General features: G+C 75.2%; 26 protein-coding genes and 1 pseudogene. 14 read left to right on the top strand and 13 right to left on the bottom strand.

All coding sequences use genetic code 11. The features are described from left to right. The first annotated feature begins 17 nt into the window (after window positions 1-17). Window positions 18-608 carry a MarR family winged helix-turn-helix transcriptional regulator gene (locus tag ACFY0X_RS24465; RefSeq protein ID WP_387757526.1) on the top strand — a complete coding sequence of 197 codons (591 nt, stop codon included), beginning with the start codon at window positions 18-20 and terminating at the stop codon, window positions 606-608. Between the two features lie 24 nt (window positions 609-632). Here ACFY0X_RS24465 and ACFY0X_RS24460 read toward each other — a convergent pair whose 3' ends face one another. Next, entirely contained in the window at window positions 633-1,394 is a 762-nt protein-coding gene (locus ACFY0X_RS24460; protein WP_387757524.1) for a dienelactone hydrolase family protein, read from the bottom strand. A 329-nt stretch (window positions 1,395-1,723) separates the two neighbouring features. Next, complete coding sequence (locus ACFY0X_RS24455) at window positions 1,724-2,485, bottom strand: alpha/beta fold hydrolase (RefSeq protein WP_387757523.1); 762 nt, start codon at window positions 2,483-2,485, stop codon at window positions 1,724-1,726. A 108-nt stretch (window positions 2,486-2,593) separates the two neighbouring features. On the opposite strand from ACFY0X_RS24455, the gene ACFY0X_RS24450 reads away from it, so the two are divergent. Beyond that, window positions 2,594-3,127 (top strand): SigE family RNA polymerase sigma factor, encoded by a 534-nt coding sequence (locus ACFY0X_RS24450; RefSeq protein WP_387757521.1) that lies wholly within the window; start codon window positions 2,594-2,596, stop codon window positions 3,125-3,127. After that, complete coding sequence (locus ACFY0X_RS24445; RefSeq protein WP_387757520.1) at window positions 3,124-4,104, top strand: hypothetical protein; 981 nt, start codon at window positions 3,124-3,126, stop codon at window positions 4,102-4,104. Before ACFY0X_RS24450 ends, ACFY0X_RS24445 begins: the two co-directional genes overlap by 4 nt. Window positions 4,105-4,217: 113 nt before the next feature. On the opposite strand, the gene ACFY0X_RS24440 is transcribed toward ACFY0X_RS24445, so the two are convergent. Next, window positions 4,218-5,441: a glycosyltransferase gene (locus ACFY0X_RS24440; RefSeq protein ID WP_387757518.1), complete on the bottom strand. Its 1,224-nt coding sequence runs from the start codon at window positions 5,439-5,441 to the stop codon at window positions 4,218-4,220. Between the two features lie 207 nt (window positions 5,442-5,648). On the opposite strand from ACFY0X_RS24440, the gene ACFY0X_RS24435 reads away from it, so the two are divergent. Continuing rightward, complete coding sequence (locus ACFY0X_RS24435; protein WP_387757517.1) at window positions 5,649-6,452, top strand: nucleotidyltransferase domain-containing protein; 804 nt, start codon at window positions 5,649-5,651, stop codon at window positions 6,450-6,452. An 80-nt stretch (window positions 6,453-6,532) separates the two neighbouring features. Here ACFY0X_RS24435 and ACFY0X_RS24430 read toward each other — a convergent pair whose 3' ends face one another. Next, the gene (locus ACFY0X_RS24430; RefSeq protein WP_387757515.1) at window positions 6,533-7,036 is read right to left on the bottom strand and encodes a hypothetical protein; all 504 of its coding nucleotides are present in this window, start codon (window positions 7,034-7,036) and stop codon (window positions 6,533-6,535) included. Window positions 7,037-7,224: 188 nt separating this feature from the next. On the opposite strand from ACFY0X_RS24430, the gene ACFY0X_RS24425 reads away from it, so the two are divergent. From ACFY0X_RS24425 to ACFY0X_RS24415, 3 genes are all read left to right on the top strand, one after another. Beyond that, the gene (locus ACFY0X_RS24425; RefSeq protein WP_387757513.1) at window positions 7,225-7,890 is read left to right on the top strand and encodes a DedA family protein; all 666 of its coding nucleotides are present in this window, start codon (window positions 7,225-7,227) and stop codon (window positions 7,888-7,890) included. Between the two features lie 149 nt (window positions 7,891-8,039). Beyond that, window positions 8,040-9,203, top strand: coding sequence for a sensor histidine kinase (locus tag ACFY0X_RS24420; RefSeq protein WP_387757511.1), 1,164 nt, complete (start codon window positions 8,040-8,042; stop codon window positions 9,201-9,203). Then, complete coding sequence (locus ACFY0X_RS24415; protein ID WP_387757509.1) at window positions 9,194-9,838, top strand: response regulator; 645 nt, start codon at window positions 9,194-9,196, stop codon at window positions 9,836-9,838. Before ACFY0X_RS24420 ends, ACFY0X_RS24415 begins: the two co-directional genes overlap by 10 nt. A 25-nt stretch (window positions 9,839-9,863) precedes the next feature. Here the strand turns inward: ACFY0X_RS24415 and ACFY0X_RS24410 are convergent, their stop codons facing one another. Next, on the bottom strand, window positions 9,864-10,322 hold the full coding sequence (locus ACFY0X_RS24410; RefSeq protein ID WP_387757508.1) for a MarR family winged helix-turn-helix transcriptional regulator: 459 nt from the start codon (window positions 10,320-10,322) through the stop codon (window positions 9,864-9,866). A 128-nt stretch (window positions 10,323-10,450) separates the two neighbouring features. Then, window positions 10,451-10,933: a YbaK/EbsC family protein gene (locus tag ACFY0X_RS24405; RefSeq protein WP_387757506.1), complete on the bottom strand. Its 483-nt coding sequence runs from the start codon at window positions 10,931-10,933 to the stop codon at window positions 10,451-10,453. Window positions 10,934-11,234: 301 nt separating this feature from the next. On the opposite strand from ACFY0X_RS24405, the gene ACFY0X_RS24400 reads away from it, so the two are divergent. The 5 genes from ACFY0X_RS24400 (at window position 11,235) to ACFY0X_RS24380 (ending at window position 17,230) form a co-directional block, all read left to right on the top strand. Further along, window positions 11,235-14,390: a nitrate- and nitrite sensing domain-containing protein gene (locus tag ACFY0X_RS24400; RefSeq protein WP_387757504.1), complete on the top strand. Its 3,156-nt coding sequence runs from the start codon at window positions 11,235-11,237 to the stop codon at window positions 14,388-14,390. After that, complete coding sequence (locus ACFY0X_RS24395; RefSeq protein WP_387757502.1) at window positions 14,387-14,851, top strand: roadblock/LC7 domain-containing protein; 465 nt, start codon at window positions 14,387-14,389, stop codon at window positions 14,849-14,851. Before ACFY0X_RS24400 ends, ACFY0X_RS24395 begins: the two co-directional genes overlap by 4 nt. Before the next feature lie 2 nt (window positions 14,852-14,853). Further along, on the top strand, window positions 14,854-15,399 hold the full coding sequence (locus tag ACFY0X_RS24390; protein WP_387757500.1) for a DUF742 domain-containing protein: 546 nt from the start codon (window positions 14,854-14,856) through the stop codon (window positions 15,397-15,399). Between the two features lie 2 nt (window positions 15,400-15,401). Then, window positions 15,402-15,995: an ATP/GTP-binding protein gene (locus ACFY0X_RS24385; protein ID WP_387757499.1), complete on the top strand. Its 594-nt coding sequence runs from the start codon at window positions 15,402-15,404 to the stop codon at window positions 15,993-15,995. Between the two features lie 101 nt (window positions 15,996-16,096). Continuing rightward, entirely contained in the window at window positions 16,097-17,230 is a 1,134-nt protein-coding gene (locus tag ACFY0X_RS24380) for an FAD-dependent monooxygenase (protein ID WP_387757497.1), read from the top strand. Between the two features lie 108 nt (window positions 17,231-17,338). Here ACFY0X_RS24380 and ACFY0X_RS24375 read toward each other — a convergent pair whose 3' ends face one another. Further along, window positions 17,339-18,505 (bottom strand): transferase, encoded by a 1,167-nt coding sequence (locus ACFY0X_RS24375; RefSeq protein WP_387757495.1) that lies wholly within the window; start codon window positions 18,503-18,505, stop codon window positions 17,339-17,341. A gap of 243 nt (window positions 18,506-18,748) precedes the next feature. On the opposite strand from ACFY0X_RS24375, the gene ACFY0X_RS24370 reads away from it, so the two are divergent. Beyond that, the gene (locus tag ACFY0X_RS24370) at window positions 18,749-19,804 is read left to right on the top strand and encodes an aminotransferase class I/II-fold pyridoxal phosphate-dependent enzyme (RefSeq protein ID WP_387757494.1); all 1,056 of its coding nucleotides are present in this window, start codon (window positions 18,749-18,751) and stop codon (window positions 19,802-19,804) included. On the opposite strand, the gene ACFY0X_RS24365 is transcribed toward ACFY0X_RS24370, so the two are convergent. The 5 genes from ACFY0X_RS24365 to ACFY0X_RS24345 form a co-directional block, all read right to left on the bottom strand. After that, a complete protein-coding gene (locus ACFY0X_RS24365; protein WP_387757492.1) occupies window positions 19,752-20,552 on the bottom strand; it encodes a serine hydrolase in 801 nt (266 codons plus the stop codon). The two genes, ACFY0X_RS24370 and ACFY0X_RS24365, sit on opposite strands and share 53 nt — an antisense overlap. Window positions 20,553-20,653: 101 nt before the next feature. Next, entirely contained in the window at window positions 20,654-21,307 is a 654-nt protein-coding gene (locus tag ACFY0X_RS24360) for a DUF1707 domain-containing protein (protein ID WP_387757491.1), read from the bottom strand. 223 nt (window positions 21,308-21,530) lie between these two features. Next, window positions 21,531-21,812 (bottom strand): hypothetical protein, encoded by a 282-nt coding sequence (locus ACFY0X_RS24355; RefSeq protein ID WP_387757489.1) that lies wholly within the window; start codon window positions 21,810-21,812, stop codon window positions 21,531-21,533. Window positions 21,813-21,996: 184 nt separating this feature from the next. Beyond that, window positions 21,997-22,446 carry a nuclear transport factor 2 family protein gene (locus ACFY0X_RS24350; protein ID WP_387757488.1) on the bottom strand — a complete coding sequence of 150 codons (450 nt, stop codon included), beginning with the start codon at window positions 22,444-22,446 and terminating at the stop codon, window positions 21,997-21,999. Between the two features lie 95 nt (window positions 22,447-22,541). Beyond that, window positions 22,542-23,309 (bottom strand): HAD hydrolase family protein, encoded by a 768-nt coding sequence (locus ACFY0X_RS24345; RefSeq protein ID WP_387757487.1) that lies wholly within the window; start codon window positions 23,307-23,309, stop codon window positions 22,542-22,544. 277 nt (window positions 23,310-23,586) lie between these two features. Here ACFY0X_RS24345 and ACFY0X_RS24340 point away from each other — a divergent pair. Continuing rightward, window positions 23,587-23,664, top strand: a pseudogene (locus ACFY0X_RS24340) (DUF2510 domain-containing protein); the annotation flags it as partial. A 90-nt stretch (window positions 23,665-23,754) separates the two neighbouring features. Here the strand turns inward: ACFY0X_RS24340 and ACFY0X_RS24335 are convergent. Further along, on the bottom strand, window positions 23,755-25,323 hold the full coding sequence (locus ACFY0X_RS24335; protein WP_387757486.1) for a hypothetical protein: 1,569 nt from the start codon (window positions 25,321-25,323) through the stop codon (window positions 23,755-23,757). Window positions 25,324-25,368 lie beyond the last annotated feature (45 nt).

The following is a 25,368-nucleotide window of genomic DNA, read 5'->3' as shown; positions in this document are numbered from 1 at the left end:
CCGGTTACCCTTCCCCCATGACGACGACCCGCGACGAACTGATGGCACGGCTGTGGCCGGCCTCGCGCCGCTACCTGGCCTCGTACGTCCTGTTCAACCAGGCCGTCGCCGACCACCTGGGCATGCACCCGACCGACGTCCAGTGCCTCAATCTGCTCACCCTGGAGGACGGGCCGGTCACCACCGGCCGGATCGCCGAACTCACCGGGCTCACCAGCGGCTCGGCCACCCGGCTGGTCGACCGGCTGGCGAGGGCCGGGCTGGTCGCCCGGCAGCGGGACGAGGCGGACCGGCGCCGCGTGCTGGTCGTGGTCCTCCCCGAGGCGCTGGACCGCTTCGGGGAGGTGTGGCGCGAGCTGTCCACCGACTGGGTGGCCGCCTTCGCCGAGGACAGTGAGGACGAACTCGCCTTCCTGCTGCGGCACATGAACCGTACGGTCGAACTCGGCCACCGCCAGGTCGCCCGGCTGGCGGCGATGGACTCCGGCCTGTCGAGCGATGCCGCCGAGCCAGGCGGGGCCGGTGAGTCGAGCGACGCCGCCGGGCCAGGCGCGGCCGGTGAGTCGAGCGAGGCCGGCGAGGCGGGCAACTGTTCTACTGACGGTTGACACCGGCGGCGCCGGAGCCCGCGTTCACCGCGCCCGGCCGCCCAGATGCCGGGCCAGGAACCGTTCGGACGAGGCCAGTTCGATCTCCGGCACGTCCAAGTGCCCGCCGGGGTTGGCGTGCAGCGTCTTCTCCCGCGAACCCAGCGCGCCGAACAGTGCGAGCGCCCCCTCGCGCGGGACCAGCTCGTCGTCCCACTGCAGGAGGAACTCCACCGGTACCCCGACCCGGGCCGCCGCCTCCGTCTGCGACGCGTGCCCCGTCAGCCCGAACACGGCGACGGCGATGCGCGGTTCGACCGCCGCCAGCGGGATGCCGATCACGCTCCCCAGCGACAGGCCCCAGAAGCCCACCGGCCCGAAGCCCTCCCCGCGGTCCCCCCACTCCCCCCGCTCGCCCAGCGCGTCCAGCACGGCCACCCACTCCGGCACCGCCCGCTCCGCGAGCGCCGCCGTGTGCCGCGCGACCCAGGCGCTGATCGGCCGGCCCGCCGCGATGAGCTCCCCGATCTCGGTGGCGAACCGCTCGTCCTGCGCGCTGCGCGGCCGCTCCCCGTGCCCGGGCGCGTCCAGCGCCAGCGCCGCGAACCCGTGCCGCCGCACGCACCGCCGGGCCCGGTCCACCTGCCCCGGCCCCAGCTTGTGCTGGCCGCCGCCGTGTCCCAGCAGCACCAACGGCCGCCCGTCGAGGGGTGGTCCGTCCGGCTGCCAGAGCACACCGGGCACGCCGTCGAGGGTGAAGCGGCGTTCCGTCACGCCGTCCGCGCTGGATTCCGAGGTGAAGTGCACCCCGCCATCATGGCTCCCGACACACGTTCGAGTCCCGGCTTTTCCCGTTGTCGACGGACCGGCCGCGGACGACCGCGTTCCCGGCGGTCGGGGAGGCTCGGCACGGCGGTCCGGGAGGAACGGTGGGACACGTCGCGGGGACCGGCCGGTACGGTGCCCACCGGCGACGTGATGAGCTCGACGACGGACGCGCACAGCCCCCGGATCACTTCCGGGGGCTGTGCGCGTCCGTCCGAAGAGGCCCCCGGCACCACCGAAGCGGGGAGGACACCGCCACCGGCCCGGCGCGGGAGCCGCCCGCCGGGGAGACCGGTGGGCGGGCGGGGGTGCTACCGCGCGACCGGGGCCGACTCGCGCAGGAAGGCGAGGAGCAGCTCGGTGGTCTCGGCGGGGCGTTCCAGGCTGGGGAGGTGGCCGGCCCAGGGGAGTTCCTGGTGGCGGGCGTCGGGGAGGATGGTGGGGAGGGTCGCGGCGATCTCCCGGAAGTCCGGGAAGTCGTGGGCGCCGGACACGGCCAGGGTGGGCGCGGTGATCCGGCTGAGGTCGACGTCCTCGCGGTCGGGGCCGACCGTCGCCTCCAGCTGGACGTCGAAGGCGTGGCGCTGCATCCGGCGGACCTTCGCGCGGGTCTCCTCGTCGGCCTCCGGGCCGAGCCAGGCCTCGACGTTCAGCTCGACGGCCGCGTCGATCTCGCCGGCCTCGATCAGCTCGTCCTCGCGGCCGCCGAAGGCGCGCAGGGTGTCGCTGGGCTGGTGTCCGGGCATGCCCGCGCCGAGCAGGGCCAGCGCCGTCACCGCCTCGGGGCGCAGCGCGGCGGCCGTCAGGGCGATCCGGCCGCCGTGGGAGGCGCCGACCAGGGCGGCGGTCTCGATGCCGAGGTGGTCGAGCAGGGCCAGGACGTCCGCGGTGTCGCTGTACGGGACCTCCGAGAGCGGGGTCTCGCCGAATCCGTGGAAGTCGCAGCGGACCACCCGGTACCCGGCGTCGATCAGCGGCTGCCACTGTGCGTCCCACATCCGACGGTCGCACACCGAGGAGTGCAGCAGGACCACGGCGGGCCCACTGCCTGCTACATCATGAGAAATGATCATCAGGCGGATAGTAGCGTCCCCGCCGCCCGTTCCCCAAGCACTTTTATCCGCCCCACCGGTAAGCGCTTCCGGCCGCCCCCGGGCTCTGGACAGGTGAAGGAGGTGCTCATGGGAGAAGCGGAAAGCGGTCGGGACGACGGGTTCCAGGCGTTCATCGTCGCGGTCTGGCCGCGCCTGGTGCGGACGGCGTACCTGCTGGCCGGCGAGCAGTACGCGGCCGAGGACCTGGTGCAGTCCGCCGCCGAGAAGGCCTGCGCGGCCTGGTCGAAGGTGCGCCGGGCCGACGATCCGTACGCCTACGTGCGGCGGATCCTGGTCAACCAGCACGCCCGCCGCTGGCGCCGCCGGGCGCCGGAGCTGCTGGTGGACGCGGTGCCGGACGCGGCGGGGGTGGAGGACGGCTTCGCCCGCTCCGACCAGCGCGGGGCCCTGCTGGCCGCGCTGGCCACCCTGCCGCCGCGCCAGCGCGAGGCGGTGGTGCTGCGGCACTGGGAGGACCTGAGCGACAGCCGGACGGCCGAGGCCATGGGGTGCTCGGTGGGCGCGGTGCGCAGTCACGCGGCGAAGGGCATCGCCCGGCTGCGGCAGGTCACGGCACTGGTGGAACTGAAGGACCCGACCCGCATCGGAGGAGCGGTATGACGAACGGTACGAACCGGGAACCGGACGGGACGGGCGCCGGCCCGGACGGCGGCACGGACCTGTGGGTGGGGCTCGGCCTGGCCGAGGCGGCGGCCGGCGCGCGGATCGGCCCGCCGCCGGTGGCGGACATCGTGGCGGGCGGCCGTCGGCTGAGGCACCGCCGCCGTACGGTGGCCGGCGCGGCGGCGCTGGCCGCGGTGGTGGCCCTGTCCGGCGGGGCGCTGGCGCAGCTGCGCCCGGACCCGGCCGTCGCCCGCGGGACCGGTCCGGCGGGCGTCGGCGCCGGGCTCGCGCCGGCGGCGGCCCCCACGGCGACCGGCCCCACGCCGACCGCGGCCGCGCCGACCGCCCCCGCGACGGGCGCCACTCCCGGGGTGCGCGACCCGCTCACCCCGGTCCGGGTCCTGCTGGGCCAGGGCCGGACCGGGGACGGCAGGCAGTGGCAGCTGTGGGAGGCGCTGTGGCCACTGGCCCCGCAGGAGCGGGCGTTCGAACAGGCGACGGCGGTGTGGGAGGAGCGCAGCCGGTACGACCAGACGGTCCCCAAGCCGACGGAGGAGTTCGTCCGGCAGTACTGGCAACCGGACAGCGACGTCACCAACGTCTACCTCACGCTGGACGGGCAGCGGCTCGGCCACGACTCCGCGGGCTCCCAGCCGGCCCCGGGCAGGGTCGACCCGCGCAGCCGGACGACCTTCGCCGGTGGCCTGGTCGGCCGTTCGAGCAAGGACGGCGTCATTCCCCCGGTCGACCTGGTGCTGATCTCGCTCGGCCCGGACGTCGGCCGGGTGGTGGTGACCTGGGCGGACGGCAGCACCACCGAGCCGCAGGCCGTCACGGTGGCCGACTCCCCCGTCCGGGAGATGGCGGTGGCCCGCCCGGGGACGATGCGGGCGAAGTCCTGGCAGTTCTTCGACAAGGACGGCAGGGAGCTTCCCGACGCCGGCGCCAGGTACTTCACCGAACCGGCCTCCTGAGGTGGACGGCGGGAGTGGGCAGTCGGCCGGGCCGACTTCCCACTCCCGTCCGACGTCCCGTTCCCCGTCCGACGTCCCGCCCGACGTCCGACGTCCCGCTCCCCGTCCGCCGCTCAGCCCAGCAGCAGCTTCGCGGCCACCGCCGCGCCGTCCGTGCGGACGCCGGCGGCGAGGGCGGCGGCGCGCTCGCGGGTAGCGGGGGCGAGGGCCTCGCGCAGGGCGGCGGTGAGGGACTCGGTGGTCGGGGTCGGGCCGTCGTGGGCGACGCCGATGCCCAGCGCCGCCACCCGCGAGGCCCAGTACGGCTGGTCCACGATCTGCGGGACCAGCACCTGGGGCACGCCGGCCCGGGCGGCCGTGGTGGTGGTGCCCGCGCCCCCGTGGTGGACGACGGCGGCGACCTTCGGGAACAGCGCCTGCTGGTTGACCTCGCCGATCGCGAAGCAGTCCTCGGCCCCGTCCACCTCGGCCAGTCGGGCCCAGCCGCGGCCGAGCAGCACCCGGCGGCCCTGGGCCCGGACCACCTCGACGGCGACCCGGGCGGCGTCCGCCGGGTCGCGCAGCGGCATGCTGCCGAAGCCGACGTACACCGGCGCCTCGCCGGCCGCCAGGAAGGCCGACAGGTCGGCGGGCAGCGGGCGTTCGTCCGGCAGGATCCAGGCGCCGGTCTGCACCACGTCGGGCCAGCCCGCGCCGCCGCCCTCGCCCGGGCTCGTCCACGGGTCGAGCAGCGGGTCGGTCGCCAGCCACGGCCGGTCGGTGAGGACGTGGTCCCGCACGTTGTCGACCTCCGGCAGCCCGACCGCCGCCCGGTGGGCGTTGACCGGTCCTCCGAACAGCGCGTTCATCGTCCCGATGTTGAGGTCCCACAGCTCCCGGGGGTCGGTCACCTCCGGCGGGTACGGCTGCATCGGGTACTCGAACGGCCGGTGGTGCGGGGAGGGCAGCACGGTCGGCTGGAGGGCGATGTACCGGAAGCGGGCGCCCAGTTGCTCGGCCGCCGAGCGGGAGCCGGCCACCGCCGGGAACAGGCCGGTGGACACCACCGCGCCGCCGGGCTCGGCCGCCCCGAGCACCGCCGCGTGGAACTGCTCCACCAGCGCGGCCGCGCGCTTGGGCAGGTCGGACGGCGCCGGGGGCGGGCCGCTGACCAGCTCGCGCACCGACTGCCCGACCGGCACCAGCTCCACCCCGGCCTCGGCCAGCCGGGCCGCGAACTCCTCGTCCGGCGGCGCGCACACCCGCGCCTCGGCGCCCAGTTCCCGCAGCCGCAGCGCCAGCGCGGCCATCGGCTCGACGTCCCCGCGCGACCCGTACGTCGACAGAACAACTCGCACTTCGTGACTCCCCGTTCCAGCGGATCATGCCCTTGAGCCGGTGATTCTGCGTCATCACCGGGGCCTTGCCGCAAGGCCCCCCATGCGCTATAAGTTGAGCGTGGCGAGGAGTGGCCGCACCTGCGCGAACGCCGGGGCGACACCGAACTCCCGCCGGCCGCCGGGCCCTTCCGGCCCCTCCGGCGCACCACGTGCCAGACTCTCCCCATGCGCGCGATCATCGAGAACATGGCCGCCCGACTCGCCCGCGTACCCGGCGTGGTGGGGGTGATGCTCGGCGGCAGCCGGGCCCGGGGCGAGGAACGGCCGGAGTCGGACTGGGACCTCGGGGTGTACTACCGGGGCGTCCTCGACCTCGACGCACTGCGGGAGCTCGCCGGGCCGGAGACCGAGGTGGCCGGGCCGGGCGGCTGGGGCCCGTGGGTCAACGGCGGGGCGTGGCTGCGGGTCGACGGCGTCGCCGTGGACTGGATCCTGCGGGACCTCGACCGGGTCGAACAGGTCTGGGCGGACTGCCGCCAGGGCCGCTACGAGGTGGGGACGCAGGCCGGCCACCCGCTCGGTTTCTGGTCGCCCTGCTATCCGGGCGAGGTCGCCCTCGGGCAGCCGTTGGCCGATCCCACCGGGGAGTTGGCTCGGCTGAAGCGGCAGACCGCCGACTACCCGGAGCCGCTGCGCGAGGCGCTCACCGCAGCCGGTTGGGAGGCCGGGTTCCTGCTCGACACCGCCGCGAAGAGCGCCGCCCGCGCCGACGCCCTGCACGTCTCGCTCTGCCTGTCCCGCGCCGTCGGCGTCCTGGTCCAGGCGCTGTACGCCCACCACCGCCGCTGGTGCCTCAACGAGAAGGGCGCCCTGGCCGTGGCCGAGCGACTGCCCGACGCCCCACCGGAGTTCGGCCCGCGCGTGCGCGGTCTGCTCGCCGCGCCCGGCGGGTCGGCGGCCGAGCTGACGGCCACCGTCGCCCGGGCGCAGGAACTGACCCGGGAGACCGTGGCGGCGCTGAACCGCTGACCCGGGAGACCGCGGCCGCGCCGAAGCACTGACCCGGCCCTGGTCGGCCGCCGAGCGAACGCCCGGCGGCCGACCGGGGTTCAGCCGCCGAGCCCGGCGGCGGTGCGCGGATCGCCGCCGGCCAGCACCCCGGCGGCCGCCGCCGTCACCTCCCGCACCCAGGCCCGCGCCAGCTCCTCCGGCCACGCGCCGAGGCAGTCCGGGCAGCCGGCCTCGTCGACCGCCGCCACGAACCGCCGCTCCGCCTCGGTCGCCTCCGCACCGGTCCAGTGCCAGGCCGTGACGGCGACCTCGTCGGGCGAGAGCTCCCCGGACACCAGCTCGACGGCCGTCTCGTACATCCGGCAGCGCTCCACCAACTCCTCGTCGAGGACCGGCAGGCCGAGCTCCTCCGTCGCCTGCCGCAACAGCTCCGTCAGCTCGCCCGCGCGCTCACCCCGACCCGACCGTCCCGCCAGCTCGCACAGCGCGGGCGATTCCCCGCCGATGCCCCGCGCCAGCAGTTCGGCGGCGGCCATCGGCAGGTCCTCGGGGAACACCCGCCCGGCGTCGTGCCGCAGGGCCAGGGTGAATACGGCGTCCATGGCGCCATCCTGACGCCACGGCCGGGGGCCCGCCAGCGAATTCCGGCACCCTGCGGAAAACCGCAGGGTGCGGGGGTACGGAAAACCGCAGCCGGTTCGCCGGAAACCCGCATACCGCCGATGACCTGCGGTTCCTAGCGTGGAGTCGACCGGGGACAAGCCGTCCCCCGACCCCTCCGGAGCCCCGCATGCAGCACACGATCCTCGCCGTCGCCCAGCAGCCCGCCGACGGCTTCGCCGGCTGGGCGGCCGACCTGGTGGACACCATGGGCGGCCCGGGCGCCGGCCTGGCGATCGCGCTGGAGAACCTGTTCCCGCCGCTGCCCAGCGAGGTGATCCTGCCGCTGACGGGCTTCGCCGCCGGGCAGGGCGTGATCAGCCTCGCCTCCGCGCTGACCTGGACCACCCTCGGTTCGGTCGCCGGGGCGGTCGTCCTGTACTGGCTGGGCGCCCTGTTCGGCCGGGAGCGGATGCACGCGCTCTGGGCCCGGCTGCCGCTGGTCAAGGCCTCCGACCTGGAGCGCACCGAGGCCTGGTTCGCCCGACACGGCACGAAGGCGGTGCTGCTGGGCCGGATGGTGCCGATCTTCCGCAGCCTGATCTCGGTGCCCGCCGGGGTCGAGCGGATGCCGCTGCCCGCGTTCGTCATGCTGACCACGCTCGGCAGCCTGGTGTGGAACAGCGTGCTGGTGATGGCCGGATTCCTGCTCGGGGACCGCTGGGACGTGGTGGAGACGTACGTCGGAGTGTTCTCCAAGGCGGTCCTGGTGCTGGTCGCGCTGGCCGTGGCCGGGTACGTCGCGATGCGCTGGCGCGGGCGCAACGGCGCCGCCCAGCACCGTCGCGCCCGGTGACCGCCCCGGCCCGCCGCCCGGGCCCGGCCCGGCCCACCAGCCCCATGCCCCCCTCGGGCCCCTCAGGCCTCCCGGGCCCGGCCGAACCCTCCGGGCCCACCGCCCCCACGGGCTCCGCACGTCCGGCCCGCCCCGTAAGCTCGGACCCCGTGCAGGGGGACGGACCGGACACCACGTCATGGCCGCGCCGCGCGGCCGGAGTTCTGCTCGGCTGCCCGAGCGCCGCCCTCGGCGCGCTGTACCTCCTGCTCGCCGCCACCGCCCTCGGCCCGTTCCTGCTCTGGCCGCGCACCCGCCCGTACGCGGTGCCGGGCCTGCTGTCCGGGGCGCGCCGCCTCGCCGCGCTCGAACGGGCCCGGCGCGGCGCCTTCTTCGGCGACCGCTTCCCCCGCCACTACCGGGCGGACGACCGCAGGCTGCTGCGCTACCTGGCGGTGCGCAGCGGTGGCGGGCTGGTCGCCGGGGTGGTGCTGGGGCTGCTGGTCTTCGGGCTGGTGCTGGCCGTGCTGCTGGTCGGCGGGGTGGTGCGCGGCTCGCTGGGCTGGGAGGAGCTGGCGACCCAGGTGCTGCTCGGCGGGGTGCTGCTCTTCCTCGCCGTGCAGGGCCTGTCCTCACTGGCCGCGCTGGACGCCCGGCTCGCCCGGGAGTGCTTCGGACCGTCCGAGGCCGAGCTGCTGCGCCACCGGATCGCCGAACTCGCCGACAGCCGGGCCGCGGTGGTGCGGGCCGTGGACACCGAGCGGCGGCGGATCGAGCGGGACCTGCACGACGGCGTGCAGCAGCGGGTGGTGGCGCTGGCGATGCTGCTCGGCCGGGCGCGGCGCGGCCTGGACCGCGACCGGGACCCGGAGCGGACGGAGGCACTGCTGCGCCAGGCCCACCGGGAGGCGCAGGGGGTGCTGACCGAGCTGCGCGAGGTGGCCTGGCGGGCGTACCCGTCGGCACTGGACACCCTGGGGCTGGAGGAGGCGCTGGGCGGGGTGGCCGAGCGGTGCGCCATCCCGTTGCGGCTGCGCTACGAGGTGGCCGGCCCGCTGCCCGAACCCGTGCGGACCGCGGCCTACTTCGTGGTCTCCGAGTGCGTCACCAATGCCGCCAAGCACTCCGCCGCCTCGGCGGTGTCGGTGCGGGTCGAGCGGGCCGCCGGCCTGCTCACCGTACGGGTGGAGGACGACGGCGGCGGCGGCGCGGACCCGGCGGGCAGCGGCCTGACCGGCCTGCGCGGGCGGGTCGCCGCGCTGGACGGTACCCTCCACGTCCACAGCCCCGCCGGGGGCCCGACCGTCATCACCGCGGAGCTGCCATGCGCGTGACCCTCGCCGAGGACTCGACCCTGCTGCGGGAGGGCCTGGTCCGCCTGCTCGCCGAGGAGGGGCACGAGGTGCTGGCCGCGGTCGGGGACGCCGCGGCGCTGACGGCGGCGGTGGCGCGGCGGCCGCCGGACGTCGTGGTGGTGGACATCCGGATGCCGCCGACCCACACCGACGAGGGGCTGCGGGCCGCGGTGGAGATCCGCGGGCGGTGGCCGGACGTCGGGGTCCTGGTGCTCTCCCAGCACATCGAACGCCGGTACGCGGCGCAGCTGTTGGCCGCCGGTGCGGAGCGGGTCGGGTACCTGCTCAAGGACCGGGTGGCCGAGGTCGACGAGTTCCTGGACGCGCTGGTGCGGGTGGCGGCGGGCGGCGCGGTGATCGACCCGGAGGTGGTGCGGCAGCTGGTGGTGCGCACCACCCGGACCGACCCGCTGGCCCGGCTCACGCCGCGCGAGCGCAGCGTGCTGGAGGCGCTCGCGCAGGGCTGGACCAACGCGGCGATCGCCCAGCGGCTGCACGTCTCGTCGAGCGCGGTGGAGAAGAACCTCAACGCCGTCTTCGACAAGCTGGAGCTGCCCCGCACCACCGACTACAACCGCCGCATCCTGGCGGTGCTGCGCTACCTCGGCGGGTAGGACGCCCGCTCGGACACCCCGCGCCTCAGTGGTGCCAGGCCTGCCCGCCGGTGTTGTGGACGAACCGCTGGAGGACCTTGAGCGCGGCCAGGTACTCCTCGTCGGAGATGCCCGCGTGGCGCTCGGCCCACAGCTCGTCCTGAAGGGCGGCCGCCTTGTCGAAGAACACCCGGCCCTCCGGGGTGAGGTCGAGCCGGCCCGCGGCGGACTCGGTGACCCAGCCGCGCTCGACGGTCGCGTCGATCTCGGCGTCCAGGGCCTCCGGCCCGGTGTCCAGGTAGTCGCGCAGGACGGCGGAGACGTCGTCCCGGGTCCGCGGCTGCTCGGCCCGGGCAAGCTGGGCGAGCACCCACCACTGCGGCTGGGTGGTGCCGAGCTCGGCCAGCGCACCGCGGGTGCGGCTGACGACGGCCTTGTAGGCCGCCCAACTCCAGTAGCCGATCGGCTGCTTGACCAGTTCGGCGTCGCTGTGCGAGTACTCCACGGCCCGGACCTTCCCCGTCCTCGTCGACCGCCCTTGCGGCGGCCGCTCCGATGCGGACGACGATAGGAGTTCAAGTCGACTTGAGGTCAAGCGCGGCCCGGGCGGGCCGGCCTCGGCGGCCGGGGCGGCTATTCGGCCGCCACGGTGGCCGGGGTCCCGCCGGTGACGGCGAGCAGTTCCCGGTAGGTCATCGGCACGACGGTGTGCGGGTGCCCGGCGGCGGCCCAGAGCACCTCGTACGCCTCGAGCGCCGTGTCGACCACGGTGCGCAGCCGCGCCGGGTGGCCGGTCGGGGCGACGCCGCCGATGGCCTGTCCGGTGGCCTCGCGGACCTGGGCGGCGGTGGCGCGCTCGATCGGGCCGGTGCCCAGCTGCCCGGCCAGGTGGGCGGTGTCGACCCGGTGGGCGCCGCTGGTCATCACCAGCAGCGGCGCTCCGTCGCAGACGAACACCAGGCTGTTCGCGATGGCGCCGACCTCGCAGCCGAGCGCGGCGGCGGCCTCGGCGGCGGTGCGGGCGGAGTCGGGCAGGACGCGGATCTCGCCGGGGACACCGGCCGCCGCCAGCGCTTCGGCGACGGCCTGACTGCGGGTGGGGAGAGAAGAGGTCATCGGCCCATCATGCCGCCCGGGCCGACGCGGTCCGCACCGGGCAGCGCGCCCGCGGACGCACCGGCCTCCGCCCGCCGGGTGCCTCCCGTCGGGGCGTCACACACTTTTCACACCCCGGCCATCCACCGGCCGCGCAGCTCGTCGACACTGTGTCGAGCAAGTCCGGAACCGCCTGCTCCGCATACGTACGGTCAATGACCAGGTGACATTGTGTCTACTGCGTGTGCAACCACGGCTCAGGCGGCGAACGGGTTTTCACTCCAATCACACGGTATGACTAGTATCGCTTCGTCAAAATCCCGTGCCCGGACGGCCCGCCCCTCACCGGCCGGCCGCCAGCCCCAAGGAGTCAGCTCTGCGCGCGCGTGCGAATCGGCGGCCCCCGACGCCGAAGGGCCCCCGCAGGCGTCCACGCCTGTCCCTGCGGACGGCGCTGCTCGTCCTGGCCGTCGTCCCCAGCATCGCCCTCGCCGTCCTCTGGGCGGTCACCAGCGGCGAGACCGTCTTCGACTTCCAACGGCAGGCCGCCCAGGGCCTGCTGGCCCAGAAGGCCGGACAGCCGTCCAACATCGTCTACTACAACCTCCAGGAGGAGCGCCGGCTCAGCGCCGAGGCGCTCGCCCGGCCCGGCGCCAACGCCGACCAGCTCCGCCGCCAGCGCCAGCTGACCGACGAGGCGGTGCGCCAGTTCCAGACCCTCTCCGGCGAGACCGCCGACAACGCGCCCGAGGAGGTGCGCACCGCCGTCACCGAGGCCCGGCAGGCGATGGGCAGGCTGGCCGAGCAGCGCGCCAACGTGGACCGCGGCTCCGTCGACCAGCAGACGGTCTACACCTACTACACCGACCTGATCGCGGTGGACCTGCGGCTGTTCACCGCGCTCAGCCACGTGGACACCGGTGAGGTCACCTGGATCTCCAAGACCCTGGTCAACGCCTTCTGGGCCAAGGAGATGATCGCCCGCGAGGACGCCCTCCTCGCCCGCGGCTGGCCCACCGGCCGGCTGAGCACCGCCGACCTCCAGGCCGTCCAGCAGACCATCGGCGCGCAGGACCACCTGCTCACCGTCCAGGTCCTCCCGTACATCCCGGAAGGCGAGTCGGCCGCCTGGCGCGAGCTGATGAACAGCCCGGCCTGGCAGGCCAAGGCCGCCGTCGAACAGCAGCTCACCAAGCCCACCGCCGCCGAGGCCAACGGCACCGTCAGGCTGCCCGCCGCCCAGGAGCAGTGGCGCCAGGCCCTCGACCAGCTCAACCCGCCGCTGGTCAAGGCCCTTGAGACCCGCACCAGCGGCATCGTGGACGTCGGCAAGGGCACCATCATGGACCTGCTCGTCCGCGTGGTGCTGACCACCGTCATCGGCCTGATCACGGTCGTCGCGGTCGTCATCGCCTCCTGGCGCCTGAGCCGCTCGCTGCGCCGCCGCATCAAGGACCTGCACACCCAGGCCGAGGAGATGCGGCGCACCCTGCCCGAGGTGGTCGACCGGCTCGGCCGCGGCGAGCAGGTGGACGTCGAGGCCGAGAGCCGCACCATCACGGCCGGCTCGCACGGCGACGGCACCGACGAGCTGGCCCGCCTCGGCCAAGCGCTCGACCTGGCCCGCTCCGCCGCCCTGGAGGCCGCCGTCGGCCAGGCCGAGCAGCACCGCGGCTTCGAGCGGCTGCTCCAGCGCATCGCCCGCCGCACCCAGCTGCTGATCGGCCGCCAGCTGCGCAAGCTGGACGAGCTGGAGCGCCGGCACGACGACCCGGAGGTCCTGGAGGGCCTCTTCGACCTCGACCACCTCACCGCCCGCCTGCGCCGCTACGAGGAGAACCTCGTCATCATGGCCGGCGGCCAGCCCCAGCGGCGCTGGCGCAAGCCCGTCCCGCTGCTGGACGTGCTGCGCGCCGCGCAGGGCGAGGTGCAGGACTACCGCCGGATCTCGATCGACATCGAGGGCCACCCGTGGCTCTCCGAGCGGGCCGTCGGCCCGGTGGCGCACGTGCTCGCCGAGCTGATGGAGAACGCCACCACCTTCTCCAAGCCGCCCACGCCGGTCGAGGTGCGCGCCGCCATGGTCGGCCGCGGGCTCGCGATCGAGATCGAGGACCGGGGCCTCGGCATGGACCCGGAGCAGTACGACGCCGCCAACGAGCTGATGAGCCGCCCGCCGCGCACCGACGTGCTGGCCCGGGCCGACGACATCCGCCTCGGCTTCCACGTGGTCTCCCGGCTGGCCGCCCTGCACGGGCTGAGGATCGAGTTCCGCCCGTCGGCGTTCGGCGGCACCCGAGTGGTCGTGCTCGTCCCGGACCAGCTGGTCATCGAGGGCGACACCGGGCTGCCGGACGGCGCCGGCGGCACGGCCACCGAGCCGATCCCCCTGGTGCGCCGCTCGCGCCGGGCGGTGCGCTCGGCCTCCGACGAGACGCCCGCCCCGGCGCCGGCCGGTCCGCCGGTCGCTCCGGTGGACTCCTTCGCGCAGAGCGACTTCGCGCCGCAGGCCGCTCCGGTGCCGCTGTCGGCGCCGGAGCCGCTCCCGGCGCCGACTCCGCTGCAGGCCCCGGTTCCGGAGCCGGTGCCCCTGCCGGTTCGGGTGCCGCTGCGGCTGCCCCGGGCGGACGCCGGGGCGGGCGACGGGGCGGGCGACGGGCCGGTCGAAGGGCCGGAGACGACGCTCCAGGACGTCCCGGTGCCACCGGCGCCGTTCCCGGCGGAGCAGCCGTTCGCCGCCGGGCAGCCCTACCCGGCGGAGCAGCCGTACCCGGTGGAACAGCCGTTCGCCGCTGAGCAGCCCTACCCGGGCGAGCAGTCGTACGGCTCCGAACCGCCGTACGCCGGTGAACCGCCGTACGCCGCGGAGCCGTCGTACGGGTCAGGACCGTCCTACGGCTCGGAATCCCCCGTCCAACCGGAGCAGCCCATCGAGCACAGCTCGCCGGCCGACCCGGCGCCCGCCCTGGACGCCCCGGCCTACCCGGACATCGCCTACGCCCGGGTCACCGAGGCCGAGGCGCCGTACGCCGACGAGCAGTACCGCCCGGCCGACCACTACCGGCTGGCCGAGCGGCGCCAGCCCCGGGAGTACCGGACCTCGGTGCCGTTCAGCCCGGCCGAGGGCGGCCAGCCCCCGCTGCCGCAGCGCGTCCGGCAGGCCAGCCTGGCGGCCGAGCTGCGGGTGCCCCCGCCCGCCCAGCCGCAGTGGGTCGGGCGGCCCGCCGAGGACGCCACGCCCGCGGGCCCGTTCCAGCGCACCGAGCGCCCGGTGCGGCGCTCGGGTGCGGCGATCGGCGCCTTCCAGCGCCAGTCCCGCGCCGCCCGGGCCCAGGACAGCGGCGAGCACCCGCTGCCCGCCGCCTCGCCGACCCCCTCCCCCGCCCCCACCGACCCCCCGGCTGCCGCTCCCGCCCCGTCCCCCTGGGCCCTGCCGGGTGCGGACTCCCGAACCACACGAACGGATGACCAGTCATGAACCGCACGATCGCCACCCACCAGGACCTGGACTGGCTGCTGGACGGACTCGTCGACTCGGTGCCCGGGACCAGGAACGCCGTCCTGCTCTCCGACGACGGTCTCGTGGTCAGCCACTCCCGCACCATCGAGCGGGCCGACGCCGAGCGCCTGGCCGCCGTGGCCACCGGCCAGCAGAGCCTGGCCCGCGGGGTCGGGGCGCTGTTCGACGGCGGTCCGGTGCACCAGGTGATCGTCGAGCTCGCCGAGTGCTGGCTGTTCGTCATCGCCGCCGCCCAGGGCACCCACCTGGCCGTGGTCGCCTCCCAGGAGGTGGACGCCGAGGTGATGTCGGTCGCGATGCACACCCTGGTGCAGCAGGTCGGCCAGAAGCTCACCACGCCGGTCCGCGACGACGCCGCCGGTGCCCCCGGCGCCGCTCCGGCGTCCTTCGACGCCTTCGCCGCCCGGAACCGGGGCTGACCGTGGTGGAACCGTACGGGAACGACGCCTGGGGGGACGGCCTCGACGACGGCCGGCAGGCCGACCCGGGGCCCGGCCCGCAGCCGGCCGCGTGGTTCGGTCGGGACGACGGCGGGCGCCGCGCCGCGGTACCGCACTGGAGCGAGCTGGAGGAGGACGACGCGGAGGACGGGACGGGCAGCATGGTGCGTCCGTACACGATCACCCGCGGCCGGACCGCGCCCGAGCGCGACGACCTCACCCTCATCACCGTGCTCACCACGGTCGAGGAGGAGGCCGACGCGGCCCTGGCGCGGGGCAGCCGCGCCGGTGCGCGCGGCCTCCAGCCCGAACACCGGCTGATCCTCGAACGCTGCCGGCGCCCGATCGCCGTCGCCGAGGTGTCGGCGGGCCTGGACCTCCCGGTCTCGGTCACCAAGATCCTGCTGGGCGACCTGGTCGCCCAGGGCCTGCTGAAGGCCCGGGCGCCGCTCTCGGTGGCCCGGGCCGCCGGGGGCGTGGACCTCGGCCTGCTCACGGCCGTACGCGAAGGACTCCGGAGACTCTGAACATGGCAACGCCCCACTCCGCCACCGACCACCCCGCCGCCGCCCCGGCCGCCGTCAAGATCCTGATCGCCGGCGGCTTCGGCGTGGGCAAGACCACCCTGGTCGGCTCGGTCAGCGAGGTCACCCCGCTGCGCACCGAGGAGTACCTGACCCGGGCCAGCGTCGGCGTCGACGACCTGTCCGGCGTCGACCAGAAGACCACCACCACCGTCGCCCTCGACTTCGGCCGGATCACCGTCAGCCCCGAGCTGGTCGTCTACCTGTTCGGCACGCCCGGCCAGGAGCGCTTCTGGTTCATGTGGAACGACCTGGTCAACGGCGCCCTCGGCGGGATCGTCATCGCCGACACCCGCCGCCTGGAGACCAGCTTCGCCTCCATCGACTTCTTCGAGAGCCGGGGCATCCCGTTCGTGGTGGCGATCAACTGCTTCCACAACACCAACACCCGCACCTCCGACGAGATCCGGGCCGCGCTCGACCTCGACCCGCAGGTGCCGATGCTGCTCGGCGACGTGCGCGAGCGTGCCTTCGGGCGGGACCTCCTGCTCGCCCTGGTCGACCACCTGATGGACCTCGCCGCGGCCCCCGTCGGCTGAACCGGCTCCGGCCGGACCCCGCCGGCCCTCCGCACCGCCCCTTCGCACCAACCCTTCGCACTCCCCGAACCGCCTGTGAACCCCCCTTCGGAGCACCCCTCATGAGCAGATCCCTGCGCGTCCTCGTCAACGGTGGCGGCATCGGCGGCCTGACCCTCGCCACCGCCCTCGCCAAGCGCGGCCACCAGGTCGACGTCGCCGAGCTGCGCGAGCAGTTGGAGGCCCTCGGCGTCGGCATCATCCAGCCGTCCAACGCCCTGCACGTGATGCGCGAGATCGGCGTCCTGGAGGACTGCCTCGCCGTCGGCTTCGAGTGGGAGGTGCTGACCATCTGCGACCCGGCCGGCGCCACCCTCGCGCGGATCCCGCAGCCCCGGATGGGCGACGCCCCCGCCAACAACGGCATCCCGCGCCCCGCGCTGGCCCGCGTGCTCGCCGCCGCGGCCGCCGCGGCGGGCGTCACGGTCCGCTTCGGCACCACCATCGGCACCCTGTGCGAGGACGCCCACGGCGTCGAGGTCGCCCTCACCGACGGCCACGTCGGCCGCTACGACCTGGTCGTCGGCTTCGACGGCATCGGCTCGCCGCTGCGCCGCCACCTGTACGGCGACCGGTACCTCCCCGAGTACACCGGCTTCGCCAACTGGCGTGTCACGCTGCCGCGTTCGCCCGAGGTGCAGGGCGTGGTGATGTCCTCCGGCAACCTCCGGGCCAAGGCCCTGCTCACCCCGATCAGCGCCGAGCGGATGTACCTGGGCGCGGTCTTCGCCGAGGCCGAGGACTTCCGCCCGGACCCGCGGCGCGCCCACGAGCAGCTGCGCGAGCGGCTGGCCGGCTTCGGCGGCCCGGTCGCCGAGGCGCTGGCGGAGGTCACCGACCCGGCCGCGGTGGTCTACACGCGGATCTCCCAGGTCACCGTGGAGGAGCCCTGGCACGTCGGCCGGATCGTCCTGGCCGGCGACGCCGCCCACGCCTCCACCCCGCACCTGGCCCAGGGCGCCGCGATGGCCGTCGAGGACGCCCTCGTGCTCGCCCAGAGCCTGGACGCGGCCGACGGCGTCCCGGCCGCCCTCGCCGCCTGGGAGGAACGCCGCCGCCCGCGGGCGATGTGGGTCCAGGCCCTGTCCCGGGCGATCCTCAAGCAGGAGACGGGCGCGCCGACCACGCCGGAGGAGGACGAGCTGCTGAAGGTCGGCATCCCCGGCGCGGCGCACGTCCTCGTGCAGCCGTACTGACGTCCTCGCCGTCCTCGCCGTCCCGATGTCCTGACGTCCCGACGTCCTGACCTCCCGACGGCTCCGGAGGCCGGCGGACCCGGCGGGGCGCTTCGGCGCTCCGCCGGGTCACCAGAAGCCGGCCAGCTGCAGCACCCGGTAGCCGAGCCAGCCCGGCAGCACCAGCAGGACGGCCAGCCACATCCCCACCAGGTCGGCCTTCCGCGTCGCCAGCTGGGCCCGGTAGGCCATCGTCCGCCGTCGCCGCCCGGTGGCCGCCAGCGCGGTACGGATGGTGTGGGCCACGTGCACCGTGGGCGTCTCCACGGTCGCGACGCCCGAGCGCACCCTCCAGACCCGCAGCCCCCTGCGCTCCTGCACGGGCAGGGCCCTGGGCATCCAGTACCGGTCGAAGACGACGACGGCACCGACCCAGTACTTCCCCGTCGCCACCTCCTCCGGCAGCAGCGGAGTGGGCAGGTCCTCGTTGAAGCGGGCGGCCAGCTCGGAGCGGCCGGCCGGGACCAGCAGGATCAGCTTCTCCGGGGGCTGGGTGGCCCGCGCCCGCTCGATCTCCCACCGCAGCCCCTCCCCGTGCCCGAGCCGCAGGACGATGAGCTGGGAGAGGTCCATCAGTCGGCCGACGGTGCCCTGCCAGTCGTCGAGCGGCAGGTAGAACCGGGCCGCGCCCAGCAGCGGCAGCGGCTCGCCCGGCCGCCCCACCGCGATCACGGGGCCCACGACGGCCAGTGCGGCGGCCAGTTGCTCCTCCCGGGGGTGGACGGTGAGGTCCGCCCAGTCGTCCACCCGGGCGGCGGTCTCGTCGTCGTCGAAGCTGCGCAGGTAGAGCACGGGATCGCGACCGTCCCGCAACAGGGCCTGGGCCGCCCCGCGGACGGCGTGCGGACGGGTGCGGCGCAGGACCAGGAAGCCGGCCCCCGCGGCCGCCACGCCCCCCACCAGCACCGCGACCGACGCTTCCAGGGTCATGCGGTCGCCCCGCTCCGAGACCGCGACGGCCAGGATCCCGCCTCCGAACAGCACGTACCCGGCGGTGTTCGCCACCCGGACGGTCCTCCGCCACCGCGGCTGCCGCTCCTCGTACTGGTTGACGAGTCCGACGAGCTCCACCACCCCGGCCCGGCGAAGGCGCCGCAGCCACAGGGCGGGCCCGAGCAGCACCAGGGCGACCGCCCCGAGCAGCACGGCCCCCACCCTGCTCACCCCCACGTCCTGCCCCATGCCGACGTTGACCAGCAGGTGCAGCGCCACATAGGCCGAAGCGATCGCACCCACCGAGATCCACCGGGCGAACATCCGTAGCCGGGACGACACTTCAGCCCACCCCCTGAACCGCTTGAGCAGGACGCTTCAAACCGATACCGCATCCGACTGATCGTCATGCGTATTCGACCGATAACGGTTTGGAGGCGAACACCCGGGCGGAGGCGCTCTTGTGCCCGCACGGCCTCGCGGTACAGGCTGGCGGCCGTCCCGACCGGTCGACGCCCTGGGGGTACGGTGCCGTCCCTGTTCCGCATGCTCGACCTGCACGAGGCCGTGGAGCGCGAACGGCAGAACCCGGACGGCCGGCTCTTCGTCTCCGACTACAACGGCGGGCACCCGTACGTCGCCGACTACCTGGGCCCGCTCGCCGACACCCCGCCGTACCTGCTCGGCGACGTCACCCGGTACTCGGCGATCGACGAGGACGACGCGCTGCGGACCAAGATCGCCCGGCTGCACGGCGAGTACGACGACGTGGAGCACGGGCCCGGCCGGGTGATCCCGGCGGGCGGCTCCAGCAGCCTGCTCGGCACCTTCTGCACCTGGCTGCACCTGAGCGGCGTACGGCGCGTCCACTACCTGCCGCCCGTCTACTACAAGTTCGCCTACCTCTTCCGGAGGTTCGGCATCGAGCCGGTCCGGGTGAGCGAGCTGCACGCCCAGCAGTCGGGCTTCGCACCGGAGTTGCCCGACGAGCGGACGGTCCTGCTGCTCACCGACCCGCTCTGGTACGCCGGTCGGCCCGTCCCCGCCGAGGTGCTCAAGCGGATCGGCGAGTGGCAACGGGCCACCGGGTCACTGGTGTTCGTGGACGGCACCTTCCAGTACCTGCGGTGGGACGGCGGCCGGCGCGAGGAGAGCGCCGCGCTGCCTGCCGACCTCACGCTGCGGCTGGTGTGCCCCACCAAGTACCTGTCCATCCACGGCTACCGCTGCGCCCACCTGCTGGTCCCCGAGCACCTGCGGGAGCCGCTCGCCGACCTGCACCTCAACCTGCACGGGGACGTCACGGTGGCCGACCGCCTGTTCGCCCACCGCGCCGCCGACCTGATGCTCGACGGGGAGGGCAACCGGCGGCTGGTGGAGCACGTCCGGGCCAACCACCGGCGGATCCTGCGCAGCGGCGCGCTGCGGGAGTGCGCGCCGGTGGACACCGGGTACTTCCTGTTCGCCCGGACCGCCGCCCCGGCCGACCGGCTGCTCGCGCTCGACGAGCGCCACTTCGAACTGACCGGGCACGAGGGGTTCGTACGGATCAACCTGCTGAACGAGGCGGCACTGGACGGGTTGACGGCGCTCGCGCGGTGATCTCGTCGCGCCGGTCCCACACCGCCTTGGAGATCCGGGCGAGCAGCCGGGCCGCCGGGTCGGTGCGGTCCGTGCCGTCGGCGAGCGGGCCGGTGTAGCAGACGGCGATCAGGTAGGGCGGGCAGTCGGCCGACTGGACGAGGCCGACGCTCAGCCGGACACCGGGGAACCAGCCGTTCTTGAACGCGATCCGGGTGTTGGCCGGGAGGCCTGCGGCCAGGTCGACCCGGAAGTCGTTCTGTTCGAGGAGCGCGAGGAGTTCGGGCTCGCCGGCGAGCGAGCGCAGCAGGCGGACCAGGTCGTGGGCGCTCACCCGGTTGTGCACGCCCCGGGCGCGCGCCGCGTAGTCCTCGATCCCGCGCGGGGTGGCGCTGCGGGTGGCCCCGGCGCGCCGCCAGACGTCGGCGACGGCCTGCTGGGTGGTGCGGGCCAGGCAGAGGTTGGTGGCCAGGTTGGAGGAGTGGGTGATCATCCGCTCGGCGAGGAGGCGGAGCGGGACGTGGGTGCCCAGGAGCTCCCAGGGGAGGGGGTCGCTGTCCCAGTCCGGGTCGTTGCCGAACTCGCCGCCCACGACGGACTCGAAGCGGTTCACCACGGGGACCTCGGCATCGAGGTCGACGCCGCTGCGGCAGAGCGCGGCCAGCACCGCGACCTTCATCGTGCTCGCGGCATCGTGGAGTTCGTCCGGGTTGTGGACGAACACCGGCTTCGAGTCTCCCGTCCAGGGGGCCACCACCACAGAGAGCATGGGGGAAGCGTAGGGGAGGTCGGGGCCGGACCCCGGCTGTTGCGGCGGACGACACGAACACCCTGAACCTGCCGGGGGCGGCGCGGCCGGTCAGCCGCCGGTCAGCCGCCGGGCGGCAGGGCCGCGGGCTTGCGCAGCAGCCACCGGCCGGCCGTCCGCCGTGACTGCCGCACGACGACGCGGCCGTGGCTCTTCCTGCCGACCAGCTCCACCCGCAGCGCGGTCCGCGTGGTGGAGACCGGGCCCCGGCGGTTCCTGACCCGGCTGAACTCCAGCGCCAGGCCGTCGGCGTCGACCACGACGTCGGGCCCGGTGATCAGGGTCAGGGTCTTGCCCCGCATGTCCAGGTCGATCCGCAGGGTGTCCCGGGTGATCACGGCCTCGGTGAAGTCGAGGGTCACGTCGCACCACTCCACCGAGAGTTCCAGCCGGCGCGGCACCACCCAGCGCCCCTCCCGCCTGACCGGGCTGAACCGCTGCTCGATCCGGACCACTTCCTTGGCCTCCACCACGGCCCCGCCGGCGGCGAGCGACACGGCCGGCAGGTCGGCGGTGAGGTCGGTCAGCTCGCCGACCGTCCGTGCCGACAGGGCGGCCTCCACGCGCTGGTCCAGCTCGTCCGAGGTCAGCCGGCCGTCGCCCGCCGCGACCCCCAGCAGCTCGACCACCCGGTCCCGGTCCTCGTGGGAGGCCCGCATCGCGGGCTGCGCGTGACGGCCGGCCGGCTTCCCGGCGGGCGAGATCTCTCCCGGCATTCTTCCCGTCCTGAACTCGGCGAAGGTGTGCGCGCCGTACGGTCGGCGACACGGACCGGAACTCACGATATATCGCGATAGGGGTTCCCGCCAGACCCGTTCAGGAGGGTGTGCCCGCCGCGGCGCACGGCCCCACCGGCACGGGGATGCCGCCGGGGCCCGACGAAGCGCGGAGTGGGAGGTCGGCGGGGCCGACTTCCCACTCCGCGGGCCTCCTCCGGGATCAGTTGACGAAGTAGCTGAACCCGACGGTCGCCGCGGACATCCCGGCCGCGATCTGCCGGGTCAGCGCTCCCTGACAGTTCGCCGCGGCGTACACGCCGACCGTCGCGTCCGTGAGGTTCTGGACGAGGACCGGCGACAAGGTCGGGTAGCACCCCCGTGCCGGGTTCTGCTTCGCGACTCCGTTCACCACCAGGGTCCCCGTCGCTGCCTGGGCGGGCACGGCGGACGCGAGCACTCCGGCAGCGACCAGCATCCCGACCACGGCGATTCGACGACGCATGGCTGTTCTCCTTTCCGAGGGCGCACCACGGGTGACGGCGCCCTTCCCGGCCATGGATTCCCCCAACGTCCTGTCCATGCCAGAACACCCGCCGCAATCCCCCGAACCGACGACAGCGGCCGGCCCGCGCCGCACCCGCCGGCCGCTCCCGCACCGCTGCCCCCGCTCCGTCCGGGGGCGCACCCTACCGCCGCAGGTGCCGGCTCACGTCGCCGACCAGGGTGATCCGCACCCGCCGCTCCACGAACCGCCACCGCCCGTCCTCCCCGCGCGCGAAACCGTCGTGGTACCGGCCGGCGGCGACGGCCTGCAGCGGCAGCCCGGGCAGCGCCTGCAGCACGGTGACGTACGAACGGGCGGTCGCCGTCCCCGCCGGCTCGTCGACGTCGACCGCCACGTTGCTGGTGACGTGCTGGGTCCGCGGAGTGCCGTCGGCGTACACGACGATCGTGTCCCGGAACATCGCCTCGATCGCCTCGCCCCCGCGCACCGGTCCGCCGCCGCCGACGAAGACGGCGTCGGCGAGCAGGACGCCGAGCCCCGCGAAGTCGCCGTCGTCCACGAGTTCGGCGTAGCGCGCGATCAGGTTCTCGATCGCCCGGTGGCTCGGCACCGGATCGGCGGACGCGGACATGTTCCCCCCTGGGGCCGGACGGCGGTGGCACCCCCGACCCTCCCACGCCCTGCGGACGGGTGGGAAGAACCGCTGGTGGGCCCGGCCCCCGGCGGCTACCGGCCGGGAGCGGCGGCCAGCCGGGATATCTCGGCGGCGACGGCCTCCGGCTCGGCGGCGACGGTGACGCGGGCGACGCCGTCCAGGCCTGGGTGGGAGCCGACCCGCACCGAGTGGTGCGCGTTGCGCAGCAGGTCCAGGTCGTTGATGTCGTTGCCGAAGGCGTTGTACGCCTCGATCCCCAGCGAGGTCAGCGCCTCCCACTTGTTGGTGGCGCCCGGGGCGAAGTCGATGATCGCCTCGTCGAGGTGGTGGTTGACGGTCATCCCGAGCGCGCGGCCGGCCTCGGCGAGGCCCGCCAGGTCGGTCGCGTCCACCACCAGGAACTTGACGACGGCGGGGAGTTCGGCGAGCTCCACCCGGCGGGCCAGGGCGCCCTGGTCGACCCGGCCGCGGATCGGGTGGTCGGCCGGCCCGGTGTAGGCATAGTCCCACGGGCCGTCGGCGAGGTAGCCCGCCCGGAACCGCTCGGCCTCGGCCAGCAGCCGGCCGAGTTCACCGGCCTCGAACGCGGCCCGCGCCCGCACCCGGCCGTCCACGGAGACCAGGCTGCCGTTGCCGCCGATCAGCGTCGCGGTGGGGAAGGCCCCGTCGAGGACGGGCAGGAGGTCGCGGACCGGCCGGGCGGAGGCGAAGACCAGCTGGTGGCCGGCCCGCTCGCAGGCGTCGAGGGCCGCGAGGATCCGGGTGTCGATCGTCCGCCCGTCGAAGCAGAGCGTGCCGTCGATGTCGAAGACCGTGGTGCGGGCGCTGGAAGTGATCACCGGTTGATCGTATCCAGCCGGTGCCGTACGCGATCCACCGCCCGGCACCGCCCCGGGGAAGGCCCTGGAGGTGGGCGGCCATCGGCTCGGCGCCCCGGGGCGGAGCCCGCGGTGGTCGGCCTCGTCGTAGTCGTCGCGGGAGGCGTCGTACGAGTCGCGGGAGGCCTCGTACCAGGGGTGCGCGACCAAGCCCCGCTCGCCGGTCGCCGCACCCTCCCTGCCCGGCGCGGCGCACCACCGGGCGGCGTACGGCCGTGAACGACGCGACGCCTCCCGGGTGGTACCGGTCCCCGGTCCGGGCGGCGCACCCGGCCACGAACGCTGGTGGGACGGCAGCGCCTGGACCGACGGCGTCCGGTCGGCCCGGGGCGGCTACGGCTACCCGGGCCAGGAGGCGTACCCTGCGCCGCAGGAACCGGCGGAGGGGCCGCGTACCGACGACGGGTCAGCTGTGCTGCGGGGCGGGCAGTGTCGCCGAGCCCGCGAGCAGCGGCCACTCCCGGTGGAAGGGCGGCAGCGGCAGCTTGCCCTCGATGACCGGGGTGCCGAAGACCTTCAGGTGGGCGAGCAGCGAGCCGTTCAGGTCGACGCCGCCGACCAGCGACCAACTTCCCCGCACCTGCGGCGGGTTGCCGGAGGAGTCGGCGACCAGCGAGCCGTCGGCCTGGGCGCGCAGGTAGGGGGCGACGGTGGTCTCCACGCCGACGGTGTCGTACAGGCCGACGCTGATCTCGGCGCCGAGCGCGGACCGTACGCCCGCCTTGCCGTTGAGCCTCAGGTGCACCGGGGTGACCTTGGTCTCGGCACTGGTGACCGGGGTCCAGCCCTTGCCGCCGGTGTAGTCGGCGCGCACCGCCCAGGTGCCGGTGGCGTCCTGCTCCGCCTCCAGGTGGACCTGGCCGTCGGCGCCGACCTCCAGGTAGCAGGTGAGACCGAGGTTGACGACCACCGGCAGGCCGGCGACCGTCAGGACCGGGCTGGCCTGCAGCTTGGCGAAGGGCACCCGGACCGGTGCCGCGCCGGTGCTGCGGGCGGCGTCGCCGGTGACCTTCCACCGGGCGTGGGCGCCGAGGTCGAAGCCGATCGAGGCGGTGCGCGGGCTGCCCGCCGCCGCGCCGTGGTAGGCGAAGTGCACGGTGGGGTGCAGCTGGAGCGAGCCGGACGCGTCGAGGGTGGCGCCGTCCGGCAGCGGGACGGGGGCCTTGACGTTCACCTCCAGGGTGCCGGAGGCGTCGGCCCGGACGCCGTCGCCGCTCAGGCCCGCGGTCGCCCTGAGGTCCTTGACCAGCGGGGTCACCGTGATGCCGCGCGGGTCGACGGGGACGTTGCCGTCGGCCTCGGTGCCGCCGAGGAGTTCGGCCAGGGTGGCCGGACGGGTGGTCAGGGCGAGCGTGTCGCCCGTGCCGGGACGGACGCCGGTGACGGCGACGAGCGCGCCCTGCGGGGCGGCGGCGGTGGGCGGGCTGGCGATCAGCTGCCCGGGCTGGACGGCGGCGGCCGCAGCGGTCGGGACGGCGCCCGGCGAGGCGGCGGCCGAACCGGTCGGCGGAGCGGCGGCCGAGGCAGCGGCAGACGGCGGAGCGGTGGCCGGGGCCGTGCCGGCGGGTGCAGGGGCCCCCGCCGCCGACAGCACCGCCGTGCCGCCCGCCGGGTTGTACGCCGTCAGCTGGAGGTCCCTGGTGGCCGCCGCGACGGCGCCACCGTCCTTGCCGGGACTGCCGATAGCGGCCTGCCGGTCCCCGGCGGGCGCGGCGGTGACGGCCGCCCCGCCCGGGGTCGGACGGCCGGTGGCGGGGGTGCCCGCCTTGGCGCGCGGAGTGCTGCCGGCGGGCGGCGCGGCGGCCGCCGGGCTGCCCCCGGCGGCGGTCGGGGCCGGGTCGGCGACGGTGGCGGCGGCCGGTGCGGCACCGACCTGGGACGAGCCGGGGCTGGTCGGCCCGCACGCGGCGGCCCCGGCGAGGACGAGGGTGAGGACGGCGGGGCCGGCGGCCCTGCCTATCGAGCTCTTGAACACGCGGCGTCATGTTACTGACGGGGAATAAGTTTGTCGACGACCGGC

The sequence above is a fragment of the Kitasatospora sp. NPDC001547 genome (genome assembly GCF_042894165.1).
GTDB lineage: Bacteria > Actinomycetota > Actinomycetes > Streptomycetales > Streptomycetaceae > Kitasatospora.
The sequence above is the reverse complement of the archived record's forward strand: the minus strand, read 5'-3'. Positions and strand labels throughout refer to the sequence as shown.

Excerpts from the sequence above, each read along its gene's own strand:
- ACFY0X_RS24465 (WP_387757526.1), top strand. The coding sequence starts at position 18 with ATGACGACGACCCGCGACGAACTGATGGCACGGCTGTGGCCGGCCTCG.
- ACFY0X_RS24455 (WP_387757523.1), bottom strand. The coding sequence starts at position 2,485 with ATGATCATTTCTCATGATGTAGCAGGCAGTGGGCCCGCCGTGGTCCTG.
- ACFY0X_RS24450 (WP_387757521.1), top strand. The coding sequence starts at position 2,594 with ATGGGAGAAGCGGAAAGCGGTCGGGACGACGGGTTCCAGGCGTTCATC.
- ACFY0X_RS24445 (WP_387757520.1), top strand. The coding sequence starts at position 3,124 with ATGACGAACGGTACGAACCGGGAACCGGACGGGACGGGCGCCGGCCCG.
- ACFY0X_RS24435 (WP_387757517.1), top strand. The coding sequence starts at position 5,649 with ATGCGCGCGATCATCGAGAACATGGCCGCCCGACTCGCCCGCGTACCC.
- ACFY0X_RS24430 (WP_387757515.1), bottom strand. The coding sequence starts at position 7,036 with ATGGACGCCGTATTCACCCTGGCCCTGCGGCACGACGCCGGGCGGGTG.
- ACFY0X_RS24425 (WP_387757513.1), top strand. The coding sequence starts at position 7,225 with ATGCAGCACACGATCCTCGCCGTCGCCCAGCAGCCCGCCGACGGCTTC.
- ACFY0X_RS24415 (WP_387757509.1), top strand. The coding sequence starts at position 9,194 with ATGCGCGTGACCCTCGCCGAGGACTCGACCCTGCTGCGGGAGGGCCTG.
- ACFY0X_RS24405 (WP_387757506.1), bottom strand. The coding sequence starts at position 10,933 with ATGACCTCTTCTCTCCCCACCCGCAGTCAGGCCGTCGCCGAAGCGCTG.
- ACFY0X_RS24395 (WP_387757502.1), top strand. The coding sequence starts at position 14,387 with ATGAACCGCACGATCGCCACCCACCAGGACCTGGACTGGCTGCTGGAC.
- ACFY0X_RS24385 (WP_387757499.1), top strand. The coding sequence starts at position 15,402 with ATGGCAACGCCCCACTCCGCCACCGACCACCCCGCCGCCGCCCCGGCC.
- ACFY0X_RS24380 (WP_387757497.1), top strand. The coding sequence starts at position 16,097 with ATGAGCAGATCCCTGCGCGTCCTCGTCAACGGTGGCGGCATCGGCGGC.
- ACFY0X_RS24370 (WP_387757494.1), top strand. The coding sequence starts at position 18,749 with ATGCTCGACCTGCACGAGGCCGTGGAGCGCGAACGGCAGAACCCGGAC.
- ACFY0X_RS24365 (WP_387757492.1), bottom strand. The coding sequence starts at position 20,552 with ATGCTCTCTGTGGTGGTGGCCCCCTGGACGGGAGACTCGAAGCCGGTG.
- ACFY0X_RS24360 (WP_387757491.1), bottom strand. The coding sequence starts at position 21,307 with ATGCCGGGAGAGATCTCGCCCGCCGGGAAGCCGGCCGGCCGTCACGCG.
- ACFY0X_RS24355 (WP_387757489.1), bottom strand. The coding sequence starts at position 21,812 with ATGCGTCGTCGAATCGCCGTGGTCGGGATGCTGGTCGCTGCCGGAGTG.
- ACFY0X_RS24350 (WP_387757488.1), bottom strand. The coding sequence starts at position 22,446 with ATGTCCGCGTCCGCCGATCCGGTGCCGAGCCACCGGGCGATCGAGAAC.